A 12,431-nucleotide genomic window follows, 5' to 3' on the forward strand; every position below is an offset into this window, starting at 1 on the left:
GTGGAAAATATCCATGACTTATGGGATCGCGTGCTTGGAGAAATCGAACGAAAAATTAGCAAGCCGAGCTTTGAAACTTGGCTTAAATCGACGAAAGCCCACTCTTTACGAGGTGACACGCTCGTCATCGTAGCCCCAAACGAGTTTGCTAGAGACTGGCTTGATTCCCGCTATTCCCATTTAATTGCGGAAACCATTTACGCGATTACCGGTGAAGAGCTGGCGGTCAAATTTATCATTCCGCCAAATCAGGCTGATGAAAAATTGGAGCTTCCGTCGTCGGCGAAAAAACAACGAAAGCCGTATGAAGAGGCGAACGACTTCCCACAGAGCATGTTAAATCCAAAATATACGTTCGATACGTTCGTTATTGGCTCTGGAAACCGGTTTGCTCATGCCGCCTCGTTAGCGGTCGCTGAGGCGCCGGCTAAGGCGTATAACCCCCTCTTCATTTACGGCGGAGTCGGGCTTGGAAAGACACACTTAATGCACGCGATCGGCCATTACGTAATTGAACATAACCCATCCGCGAAAGTCGTCTATTTGTCTTCGGAAAAATTTACAAACGAGTTTATTAACGCCATCCGCGATAACCGCCCTGACGACTTTCGCAATAAGTACCGGAACGTCGACGTTCTGCTTATTGATGATATTCAATTTCTGGCTGGAAAAGAACAAACTCAAGAGGAATTTTTCCATACGTTTAACACACTGCATGAAGAAAGCAAGCAAATCGTTATTTCGAGTGACCGGCCACCAAAAGAAATCCCGACGCTTGAAGATCGCTTGCGCTCTCGCTTTGAGTGGGGACTGATCACGGACATCACGCCGCCTGATTTAGAAACGCGGATCGCCATTCTCCGCAAAAAAGCAAAGGCAGAGGGATTTGACATCCCGAACGAAGTCATGCTTTATATCGCCAACCAAATTGATTCGAACATCCGTGAGCTCGAAGGCGCTCTTATCCGCGTCGTCGCCTACTCATCGCTCATCAATAAAGAAATCACGGCTGACTTGGCAGCGGAAGCGTTGAAGGATATCATTCCGAGCGCGAAGCCAAAAGTAATTACAATCCAGGACATTCAGCGCGTTGTTGGGCAGCATTTCAACATTAAGCTTGAAGATTTTAAAGCAAAAAAACGGACAAAATCGGTCGCGTTCCCCCGACAAATCGCCATGTATCTCTCCCGTGAGCTGACTGACTGTTCGCTGCCGAAAATCGGCGACGAATTTGGCGGCCGCGATCATACGACGGTCATCCACGCCCATGAAAAAATATCAAAGCTTTTGCAAACCGACACGCAGCTGCAGAAACATTTAAAAGAAATCCAAGAAAAGCTGAAGCAACTGTGAATAACCGGCTTTGTTTTATGCACAGCTTATCCACATGTGGACAGGCTGTGCTTACTTCGCTTTTCTTGTTTATCCACATACTAACAAGCCATATGACTATTACTACGAATTTTTATTTTTATATTTTTATAATTTATTTCCGAACATCAACTAAACGGGGAGGAACGACAAGTGAACATTTCCATTGATCGCGAAGCGCTGGCAAAAAGCGTCCAAGACGTAATGAAAGCTGTATCGACAAGAACAACGATCCCGATTTTAACCGGAATTAAGTTAACAGCAAACGCTCATGGAGTGACGTTGACCGGAAGTGACTCTGACATTTCGATTGAGTCGTTTATTCCGCTCGAAAAAGAGGGACGCTTGCTTGTTGACGTAAAAAGACCCGGAAGCATCGTGCTGCAAGCGCGCTTTTTTGCCGAAATCGTCAAAAAGCTGCCTCAACAAACCATTGAGATTGAAACCGAGGACAACTTCTTGACTGTCATCCGCTCAGGACACTCAGAATTCCGTCTCAATGGCTTAAACGCTGAGGAATATCCACGTTTGCCGCAAATTGAAGAGGAAAACGTGTTTCAAATTCCGGCCGATTTATTAAAAACGCTGATCCGACAAACAGTGTTTGCTGTATCAACATCGGAAACACGCCCGATCTTGACAGGTGTCAACTGGAAAGTCGAAAACGGCGAACTGATTTGCACGGCGACAGATAGTCACCGCCTAGCGATGCGCAAAGTAAAAATCGAAGCGGAAAACGCGATTTCATATAATGTCGTCATTCCAGGGAAAAGCCTCAACGAGCTGAGCAAAATTTTAGATGACGGCAATGCTCCAGTCAGTATCGTTATCACGGCCAACCAAGTGTTGTTTAAGGCGGAACATCTTCTGTTCTTTTCCCGATTGCTCGACGGAAATTACCCGGAGACAGCCCGCTTGATCCCAACCGACAGCAAAACGAACATGGTCGTCAATGCAAAAGAATTTTTGCAAGCGATCGATCGGGCATCCTTGCTTGCAAGGGAAGGAAGAAACAATGTGGTGAAACTGACGACGCTCCCTGGAGGATTACTTGAGATTTCTTCGATTTCTCCGGAGATCGGAAAAGTGACTGAGCAGTTGCAAACCGAGTCGATTGAAGGCGAAGAATTAAACATTTCCTTCAGTGCAAAATACATGATGGATGCGCTGCGGGCGCTTGATGGCAACGATATTCAAATCAGTTTCACGGGGGCAATGCGTCCGTTCTTGTTGCGTCCACTTCATACAGACTCAATGCTTCAGCTTATTTTGCCGGTAAGAACATATTGATAACCCCTTAATAAAGCTAGCTTTACGCGCATAACGGCTGTGCTGTCTTAAACATGACTTTTTCCGTGACCGATGAGAAGGATGGGAATCCCTTTGACTGTCCTTGCTCATCGGCTTTCTTTGCGAGTGGAAGAGTTTTTCGGTAAAATAAAAGAATAGGCAGTTTGAAGGAAAGCGAGCGATAAGCAGATGGAACAAAAAGTAACAATTACTACGGAAACGATTACGTTAGGACAGCTGCTAAAGCTAGTGAATTTGATTGAGACAGGCGGCGCAGCGAAATGGTTTTTGCAAGAATACAATGTATTCGTTAACGGTGAAAAAGAGGACCGGCGCGGCCGGAAACTGAAAGACGGCGACCGAGTTGAGATTGAACGGATCGGCACGTTTATCGTCACGCAAGTGGAGTAGGTGAAGGCCGGGTGTTTCTGACTAACTTAACACTAACGAACTACCGCAATTATGAACATGAGACGTTAAGTTTTGACCAAGGCGTTAACATCATCTTAGGGGAAAACGCCCAAGGAAAGACGAACATGATGGAGGCCATTTATGTTCTGGCCATGGCAAAATCGCACCGCACCACGAACGATAAAGACCTTATCCGTTGGAATGAAGACTATGCTAAAATAGAAGGAAGAGCAGAAAAGCGAAGCGGTTCTTTAGCGCTTGAACTGACGATCTCAAAAAAGGGAAAAAAGGCAAGATGTAACCATATTGAACAGCAGCGGCTCAGCCAATATGTTGGCCATTTAAACGTTGTCATGTTCGCTCCTGAGGACTTGAATTTAGTCAAAGGAAGCCCGCAAGTACGGCGCCGGTTTATCGACATGGAAATCGGGCAAGTATCTCCCGTTTATATACATGATTTAAGCCAATATCAAAAGCTGTTGCAGCAGCGCAATCATTACTTGAAAATGATGCAGGCACGTGAGCAACACGATGAAGCAGTGCTCGACGTATTAACCGAGCAGCTCATGGTGCTGGCGGCAAAAATCACCCTGCGGCGCCGCCAGTTTTTAGCGTTGCTCGAGCAATGGGCAATGCCGATCCACCATGAAATCAGTCGTGGCGCCGAACGGCTTCACATTCGATACGAACCATCAGTTGACGTATCAGAAAAGGCAGAATTGTCGAGAATAGTAGAAGCATACAGTGAAACGTTTGCCGCCATGAGAGAGCGGGAAATTCAGCGGGGAACGACGCTTGTCGGCCCACACCGTGATGACATTGCGTTTATCGTCAATGGAAAAAACGTGCAAACATTCGGCTCCCAAGGGCAGCAGCGCACAACAGCGCTGGCGGTCAAACTAGCGGAAATTGAACTCATCTTTTCTGAGTTAGGAGATTACCCCATTTTATTGCTCGATGATGTGTTGTCGGAACTGGATGACTTCCGACAAACCCACCTCCTTGATGCGATCCGGAAAAAAGTGCAAACTTTTGTCACTACAACAAGTATCGACGGCATTAAGCACGATCTCATTCAAGAAGCGGCCATTTATCGAGTTCACTCCGGTTCGGTAGCCGCCCCTTCTTGATTGTGGAACGTTGAACGTTTGCAAAGAAAGCGTAGGTGATATGGCATGACAATGGAACAACGGGTTGAGCAGGCGTACGATGCGAGCCAAATCCAAGTGCTTGAAGGCCTTGAGGCGGTTCGGAAACGCCCAGGAATGTACATCGGTTCGACAGGACCAAAAGGGCTTCACCATCTCGTCTGGGAAATCGTCGACAACAGTATCGATGAGGCATTGGCCGGCTATTGCACGGAAATTCATGTGACGATCGGAGAAGATAACAGCATTACGATCGCTGACAACGGGCGCGGTATTCCGGTTGATGTGCACGAGGCGACGGGGCGTCCAGCTGTTGAGGTCATTATGACTGTCCTTCACGCCGGCGGAAAGTTTGGTGGAGGGGGCTACAAAGTATCGGGCGGCTTGCATGGCGTCGGTGCCTCAGTTGTGAACGCCTTATCGGAATGGCTCGAAGTTTACGTGTATCGTGACGGAAAAATCCACTACCAAAAATACGAACGAGGTGAACCTCGCACCGACCTGCAAGTTATCGACGAAACGGACCGAACCGGGACGACGACCCGTTTCAAGCCGGACCCGGAAATTTTTACAGAAACAACCGAGTTTGACTATGAGACGCTGGCTACTCGGCTGCGCGAGCTCGCTTTTTTAAACCGCGGCTTGAAAATTACCCTAACGGACGAACGGGTTGACAACCGGAAAAATGAATATTTTTATGAGGGTGGTATTCGCTCTTATGTTCGCCATTTAAACCGGACACGGGAAGTGCTGCACGAAGAGCCGATTTACATTGCTGGCGAGCGCGACGGCATCGCCGTTGAAATTGCCTTGCAATATAACGACGGCTACACAAGCAACATTTACTCATTCGTTAACAACATCCATACGCATGAAGGGGGCACGCATGAGTCCGGCTTTAAAATGGCGCTGACGCGCATTATCAATGACTATGCTCGCAAACAGCAAATTTTTAAAGACAACGATGCCAACTTGACCGGTGAGGATGTGCGCGAGGGACTGACAGCCATCGTGTCGATCAAGCACCCGGCTCCGCAGTTTGAGGGGCAGACGAAAACAAAACTTGGCAACAGCGATGCGCGCACTGTGACAGACGCCGTTTTCTCTGAGCAGTTCGAGACGTTTTTACTTGAACATCCAGCTGTTGCTCGAAAAATTGTCGAAAAAGGTATGATGGCAGCGCGCGCCCGGGTCGCGGCGAAAAAAGCGCGCGAACTGACACGTCGGAAAAGCGCGCTTGAAATTTCCAACTTGCCCGGCAAGCTGGCTGATTGTTCATCGAGAGATCCATCAATCAGCGAACTGTACGTCGTAGAGGGCGATTCGGCGGGTGGTTCAGCAAAACAAGGGCGCGACCGACATTTCCAAGCGATTTTACCGCTGCGCGGGAAAATTCTTAACGTAGAAAAAGCGCGTTTGGACAAGATTTTGTCGAATAATGAGGTGCGGGCAATCATCACTGCGCTTGGCACCGGCATTGGTGAAGACTTTGACATCTCAAAAGCGCGTTACCATAAAGTCATTATCATGACCGACGCGGACGTCGACGGCGCCCATATCCGCACGCTCCTTTTGACGTTCTTTTACCGCTATATGCGTGAATTGATCGAACGCGGCTACATTTATATCGCCCAGCCGCCGCTATATAAAATCGAGCAAGGAAAACAAGTGCGTTATGCTTACAATGACCGTCAGCTCGAAAAAATTCTTGCCGAACTGCCGGCTCAGCCAAAACCGATGATTCAGCGCTACAAAGGATTGGGCGAGATGAATCCAGAGCAACTTTGGGAAACGACGATGAACCCGGAAACGAGAACATTGCTGCAAGTGAGCCTACAAGACGCGATTGACGCGGATGAAACATTTGAAATTTTAATGGGCGACAAGGTGGAACCGCGTCGTCAGTTTATTGAAGAAAACGCCCGTTATGTGAAAAACTTGGATATTTAGGCTGAGAAGAGAGGGAAGCGGCCGCCCTCCCCGCTTCACCTTGCCGACGGGATCACCCGGCGCGCGAGCGAAGCGGCGCCTGCCGCTTGTCTGTTTCTGCCGCTTATAAGGCAGAACGGAGCGGTGGAGGTTCAAAAGGGAGGTTTGGACGAATGGCAGAACACGAACAACCACGCATTCGCGAAGTGAATATTAGCCAAGAAATGCGCTCTTCGTTCCTCGATTATGCAATGAGCGTCATCGTTTCGCGCGCCTTGCCGGATGTGCGCGACGGATTGAAACCGGTGCACCGCCGCATTTTATACGCCATGCACGATCTTGGCATGACCGCCGATAAACCGTACAAAAAATCGGCTCGCATTGTCGGCGAAGTGATCGGGAAATACCATCCGCACGGCGATGCCGCCGTGTATGATACGATGGTGCGCATGGCGCAAGATTTCAACTATCGATATATGCTCGTTGATGGGCACGGCAACTTTGGATCGATCGACGGCGATGCAGCGGCCGCCATGCGTTATACGGAAGCGCGGATGTCCAAAATCGCGATGGAACTGTTGCGTGATATCAACAAAGATACGATCGACTACCAAGACAACTATGATGGCTCGGAAAAAGAGCCGGTGGTGCTGCCGTCTCGGTTTCCAAACTTGCTTGTCAATGGTTCATCGGGTATCGCTGTTGGGATGGCGACGAACATTCCGCCGCATCAGCTTGGTGAGGTAATCGACGCTTTGTTGGCGCTAAGCCAAAACCCGGAAATGACAGTCGCTGACTTAATGGAATACATCCCTGGCCCTGATTTTCCGACTGCCGGACAAATTATCGGCCGCAGCGGCATCCGCAAAGCGTATGAAACGGGACGAGGCTCGATTACATTGCGCGCTAAGGCTGAAATTGAGCAGCATGCCAATGGCAAAGAAACGATTATTGTCAGTGAACTCCCTTACCAAGTGAACAAAGCGAAACTGATTGAACGGATTGCTGAGCTTGTACGTGAGAGAAAAATTGACGGGATTACTGACTTGCGCGACGAGTCGGACCGGAACGGTATGCGCATCGTCATTGAAGTGCGGCGTGATGCGAACGCGAAAGTCGTTTTAAACAATTTGTACAAATATACAGCCCTACAAACAAGTTTCGGAATTAATATGCTCGCCTTAGTGAACGGCGAGCCGAAAGTGCTGAACTTAAAAGAATGCTTGGAGCATTATTTAAACCATCAAAAAACGGTCATTCGCCGCCGGACGGCATTCGAACTCAAAAAGGCCGAGGCACGCGCCCACATTTTGGAAGGTTTGCGTATCGCCCTCGATCATTTGGATGAAGTGATCGACTTGATCCGACGTTCGCAGACAACGGAGGCAGCACGCGAAGGATTGATGGAGCGATTCTCGCTCAGTGAACGGCAGGCACAAGCGATCTTGGATATGCGTCTACAGCGGCTGACCGGCCTTGAACGGGAGAAAATTGAACAAGAATATCAAGACATTGTCCGTCTCATCGCTGAACTGAGAGCGGTGTTGGCTGACGAAGAGAAAGTGTTGCAAATTATTCGCGACGAGCTTAGCGAGATTAAAGAACGATTTAACGATGAGCGGCGTACGGAAATCGTTGTTGGAGCTGTCGAACAGCTGGACGACGAAGACTTGATTCCGCATGAGCATATTGTCATTACACTCACCCATAAAGGCTATATTAAGCGTCTACCTTTATCGACATATCGGAGTCAAAAGCGCGGTGGCCGAGGCGTGCAAGGGATGCACACATCGGAAGACGATTTTGTCGAACATTTGCTTATTACATCGACCCATGACACCGTACTATTTTTTACAAACAAAGGGAAAGTATATCAGGCGAAAGGCTACGAAATCCCAGAGTTCGGCCGAACGGCCAAAGGACTGCCGATCATTAACTTGCTTGAGCTCGATAAAGACGAGTGGATTAACGCTATGATCCCGATTGAAACATTTGACGACGAACGTTACCTTGTGTTTTCGACAAAACAAGGGATCGCCAAGCGCTCCTCACTTTCCTCCTTCGCCCATATTCGCAACAATGGGCTCATTGCTATTCATTTGCGCGAAGGGGATGAGCTGATTTCCGTCAGATTGACGGACGGCCAAAAACATTTGATTATCGGCACGAAAAATGGGATGCTTATCCGTTTCCCGGAAACCGATGTGCGAACGATGGGCCGTAGCGCAACCGGAGTCAAAGCAATCACGCTTGATGACAATGATGAAGTCGTTAGCATGGAGATTTTAGAAGACCACCACGACGTGCTTGTTGTCACGAAAAAAGGATTCGGTAAGCGCACTCCGGCCTCGGAATACCGAGTGCAAAGCCGCGGCGGCAAGGGATTGAAAACATGCAACGTTACAGAAAGAAACGGTTCTGTCGTCGCAGTGACGACTGTCGTTGGCAATGAAGACTTAATGGTGATTACGACCAGTGGTGTACTCATCCGTATTTCGGTCAGTGATATTTCCCGAACAGGGAGAGTCGCTCAAGGTGTGAAACTCATTCGCCTATCTGGTGAAGATGAACACGAGTGCGTCGCCACCGTAGCAAAGGTAACCGAGGAAGAAAAAGAGGAAGAGGAAGGCCATTCGGCTTAGCTTCTATGACGTTCCGTCCATTAAGGTACGGAGCGTCTTTCTTTTTTTTTGGGCCGAAAGCACTGCCATTGGAAGGAAAATCATGTTACGATAGAAATAAATGTTATAGGCAGAGGTGCATAAACGGATGGTGCGCGTCAAATTGGAGCAGCTTCGCGAAGGTTGTGTGCTTGCTCAAGATATGATTGGCAAAACGAAAAAACCGATTATGCCGAAAAAGACGGTCATCACTAAGCAGTTGTTGCACGTGCTTAGCAAGTTTCTGATTAATGAGGTGGAGATCGAACCGGTATTAGCCAATGGTGAGCCCTTCCTTGCAGGCGACTCCGCCTCAACGAAGGCCGACGAACGTCCGGTTATGTTGTATTTAGAAGCAGTCCAACGGTATAAAAAAGCGTTTCAGTCATGGCAAGCGGGGGGAGCGGTCGATATCGGTGAAATCAGAGAGATCGCCATCCCACTTTTCAACAAAATGATAAAGCATAAGCGGGAGTTGCTGATGCTTCACCATTACACAACAAAAGAAGAATATTTATACCATCACGCTGTCAGCATCGGTTTGCTCGCCGGGTTTCTAGCCATGCAGCTCGGCTACAGTCAAGGTGAATGTCATCAAATCGTGCTCGCTGGCGTTTTATCTGATTGTGGTATGGCGAAAATAAGCAGCCAAATTTTGATGAAACCTTCGGCACTCACCGAGGAGGAGTTTCGTGAAATAGAACAACATCCTATTTTGAGTTATAGGATGGTACAAAACATTGCGGCATTAAACCAAGGAGCAAAGTTGGCTGTGTTGCAACATCACGAGCGAAATGACGGCAGCGGATATCCATTACGAGTCAAAGCTGAAAAAATTCATCCATATGGCCAGCTTATTGCGGTCGCTGACGTATACTATGCAATGACTTCAGAACGTCTATACCGCCGCAAGCAGTCACCCTTTCGGGCAATTGAAGCCATCCAGCGAGAGCAATTTGGTCGATTAAATGCAGAAGTGGTTGCTTTGCTTGTAAACCATCTCATTAGCTTGCAAACGGGGGCAATTGTCAAACTATCAAACGGTGAAACGGCTGAGGTGATATTTATCCAGCCCGACGAACCAGCAAGGCCGATTGTCAAGGTGATGAAAACTGGTCAGTTGCTTTCATTAGTCGAGCAGCGCGACCTATATATCGAAGAAATTCTATGATGTTGACCGAGAAGTTCCCACCTCAAAGCAACAGTGGGAGACGGATCGGTCGTTTTTTGTGAACTATTATTTCAAAAAAACTGTTGCATAAATAACAGTAACGTGATACAATCTATCTTGCTTGCAACAACGAAATAAAAAAACTATTGACTTTTCGTTGTCCATGCGTTATCATTTAATAGCTGTCATTATTGAGAGATGATAAAAGTTCCTTGAAAACTAAACAAAACACAAGCGTCATAAGAAAAGCTGAGGTCGCTTGCTTATCGGCGAAACGCGCTGAGAGGCCCGCGAGGAGGCTGTTGCCGCCGCAGCGGGACACGAAGCGTCGCGAGCCGATAGCGGCCGAAGCTAGACAATACGAAAAGCTGAGGCTCACAGTACTTTGGTGCTGGAGCTGAAGTGCAAGCCAATCAACTTTCTTTTGGAGAGTTTGATCCTGGCTCAGGACGAACGCTGGCGGCGTGCCTAATACATGCAAGTCGAGCGGACCGAACGAGAGCTTGCTCTTGTTCGGTCAGCGGCGGACGGGTGAGTAACACGTGGGCAACCTGCCCGCAAGACCGGGATAACTCCGGGAAACCGGAGCTAATACCGGATAACACCAAAGACCGCATGGTCTTTGGTTGAAAGGCGGCTTCGGCTGTCACTTGCGGATGGGCCCGCGGCGCATTAGCTAGTTGGTGAGGTAACGGCTCACCAAGGCGACGATGCGTAGCCGGCCTGAGAGGGTGACCGGCCACACTGGGACTGAGACACGGCCCAGACTCCTACGGGAGGCAGCAGTAGGGAATCTTCCGCAATGGACGAAAGTCTGACGGAGCGACGCCGCGTGAGCGAAGAAGGCCTTCGGGTCGTAAAGCTCTGTTGTGAGGGACGAAGGAGCGCCGTTTGAATAAGGCGGCGCGGTGACGGTACCTCACGAGAAAGCCCCGGCTAACTACGTGCCAGCAGCCGCGGTAATACGTAGGGGGCGAGCGTTGTCCGGAATTATTGGGCGTAAAGCGCGCGCAGGCGGTCCTTTAAGTCTGATGTGAAAGCCCACGGCTCAACCGTGGAGGGTCATTGGAAACTGGGGGACTTGAGTGCAGGAGAGGAGAGCGGAATTCCACGTGTAGCGGTGAAATGCGTAGAGATGTGGAGGAACACCAGTGGCGAAGGCGGCTCTCTGGCCTGTAACTGACGCTGAGGCGCGAAAGCGTGGGGAGCAAACAGGATTAGATACCCTGGTAGTCCACGCCGTAAACGATGAGTGCTAAGTGTTAGAGGGGTCACACCCTTTAGTGCTGTAGCTAACGCGATAAGCACTCCGCCTGGGGAGTACGGCCGCAAGGCTGAAACTCAAAGGAATTGACGGGGGCCCGCACAAGCGGTGGAGCATGTGGTTTAATTCGAAGCAACGCGAAGAACCTTACCAGGTCTTGACATCCCCTGACAACCCAAGAGATTGGGCGTTCCCCCTTCGGGGGGACAGGGTGACAGGTGGTGCATGGTTGTCGTCAGCTCGTGTCGTGAGATGTTGGGTTAAGTCCCGCAACGAGCGCAACCCTTGCCTCTAGTTGCCAGCATTCAGTTGGGCACTCTAGAGGGACTGCCGGCTAAAAGTCGGAGGAAGGTGGGGATGACGTCAAATCATCATGCCCCTTATGACCTGGGCTACACACGTGCTACAATGGGCGGTACAAAGGGCTGCGAACCCGCGAGGGGGAGCGAATCCCAAAAAGCCGCTCTCAGTTCGGATTGCAGGCTGCAACTCGCCTGCATGAAGCCGGAATCGCTAGTAATCGCGGATCAGCATGCCGCGGTGAATACGTTCCCGGGCCTTGTACACACCGCCCGTCACACCACGAGAGCTTGCAACACCCGAAGTCGGTGAGGTAACCCTTACGGGAGCCAGCCGCCGAAGGTGGGGCAAGTGATTGGGGTGAAGTCGTAACAAGGTAGCCGTACCGGAAGGTGCGGCTGGATCACCTCCTTTCTAAGGATTTATTGACAAAACCTTTCGGTTTGATTATAATGGCGCTTGGTGTTTTGTTTAGTTTTGAGGGAATTTGTTATTCTCTTGGTGTTTTGCGCCTGCGTCTGCGAGTGATTCAGAGGAGCTGGATTCCTCGGCGCAAGGCCGCAAAGAAGTTGACTCAAGGTAGTAGCCTTGTTTAGTTTTGAGGGAACTTGTTGTTCCTTGAATAATATAGAGGTTATGGGCCTATAGCTCAGCTGGTTAGAGCGCACGCCTGATAAGCGTGAGGTCGGTGGTTCAAGTCCACTTAGGCCCATCTTGGATTATGGGGCCTTAGCTCAGCTGGGAGAGCGCCTGCTTTGCACGCAGGAGGTCATCGGTTCGATCCCGATAGGCTCCACCATTTTCGATGAATAGAAATCGTTCCTTGAAAACTAGATAACCGGAAAAGCTGAGGTGCCGCGGTCAGTTCTCGAAGCCAAATGTTCTTC

General features: G+C 49.4%; 7 protein-coding genes, 2 tRNA genes and 1 rRNA gene. All 10 read left to right on the plus strand.

What is annotated here, in order from left to right; all coding sequences use genetic code 11:
• The 10 genes from dnaA (at window position 1) to NSQ22_RS00050 (ending at window position 12,343) form a co-directional block, all read left to right on the plus strand.
• Window positions 1-1,353: a chromosomal replication initiator protein DnaA gene (gene dnaA / locus NSQ22_RS00005; protein ID WP_011886589.1), complete on the plus strand. Its 1,353-nt coding sequence runs from the start codon at window positions 1-3 to the stop codon at window positions 1,351-1,353.
• A 171-nt stretch (window positions 1,354-1,524) separates the two neighbouring features.
• Complete coding sequence (gene dnaN, locus NSQ22_RS00010) at window positions 1,525-2,661, plus strand: DNA polymerase III subunit beta (RefSeq protein WP_029761071.1); 1,137 nt, start codon at window positions 1,525-1,527, stop codon at window positions 2,659-2,661.
• A 189-nt stretch (window positions 2,662-2,850) separates the two neighbouring features.
• Entirely contained in the window at window positions 2,851-3,072 is a 222-nt protein-coding gene (yaaA, locus tag NSQ22_RS00015; RefSeq protein WP_011886590.1) for a S4 domain-containing protein YaaA, read from the plus strand.
• A gap of 11 nt (window positions 3,073-3,083) precedes the next feature.
• The gene (recF, locus tag NSQ22_RS00020) at window positions 3,084-4,202 is read left to right on the plus strand and encodes a DNA replication/repair protein RecF (protein WP_008880836.1); all 1,119 of its coding nucleotides are present in this window, start codon (window positions 3,084-3,086) and stop codon (window positions 4,200-4,202) included.
• A 51-nt stretch (window positions 4,203-4,253) separates the two neighbouring features.
• Entirely contained in the window at window positions 4,254-6,170 is a 1,917-nt protein-coding gene (gene gyrB, locus NSQ22_RS00025) for a DNA topoisomerase (ATP-hydrolyzing) subunit B (RefSeq protein ID WP_201768435.1), read from the plus strand.
• A gap of 152 nt (window positions 6,171-6,322) precedes the next feature.
• Entirely contained in the window at window positions 6,323-8,791 is a 2,469-nt protein-coding gene (gyrA, locus tag NSQ22_RS00030) for a DNA gyrase subunit A (RefSeq protein WP_011886592.1), read from the plus strand.
• A 127-nt stretch (window positions 8,792-8,918) separates the two neighbouring features.
• Complete coding sequence (locus tag NSQ22_RS00035) at window positions 8,919-9,980, plus strand: HD-GYP domain-containing protein (RefSeq protein ID WP_081157358.1); 1,062 nt, start codon at window positions 8,919-8,921, stop codon at window positions 9,978-9,980.
• Between the two features lie 421 nt (window positions 9,981-10,401).
• Window positions 10,402-11,958, plus strand: a 16S ribosomal RNA gene (locus NSQ22_RS00040).
• 224 nt (window positions 11,959-12,182) lie between these two features.
• Window positions 12,183-12,256: transfer RNA gene (locus NSQ22_RS00045), tRNA-Ile, on the plus strand.
• Between the two features lie 11 nt (window positions 12,257-12,267).
• Window positions 12,268-12,343: transfer RNA gene (locus tag NSQ22_RS00050), tRNA-Ala, on the plus strand.
• Window positions 12,344-12,431: the final 88 nt, after the last annotated feature.

The sequence above is a fragment of the Geobacillus sp. FSL K6-3411 genome (assembly GCF_037965715.1).
Taxonomy (GTDB): domain Bacteria; phylum Bacillota; class Bacilli; order Bacillales; family Anoxybacillaceae; genus Geobacillus; species Geobacillus thermodenitrificans.

Excerpts from the sequence above, each read along its gene's own strand:
- yaaA (WP_011886590.1), top strand. The coding sequence starts at position 2,851 with ATGGAACAAAAAGTAACAATTACTACGGAAACGATTACGTTAGGACAG.
- gyrB (WP_201768435.1), top strand. The coding sequence starts at position 4,254 with ATGGAACAACGGGTTGAGCAGGCGTACGATGCGAGCCAAATCCAAGTG.
- gyrA (WP_011886592.1), top strand. The coding sequence starts at position 6,323 with ATGGCAGAACACGAACAACCACGCATTCGCGAAGTGAATATTAGCCAA.
- NSQ22_RS00035 (WP_081157358.1), top strand. The coding sequence starts at position 8,919 with ATGGTGCGCGTCAAATTGGAGCAGCTTCGCGAAGGTTGTGTGCTTGCT.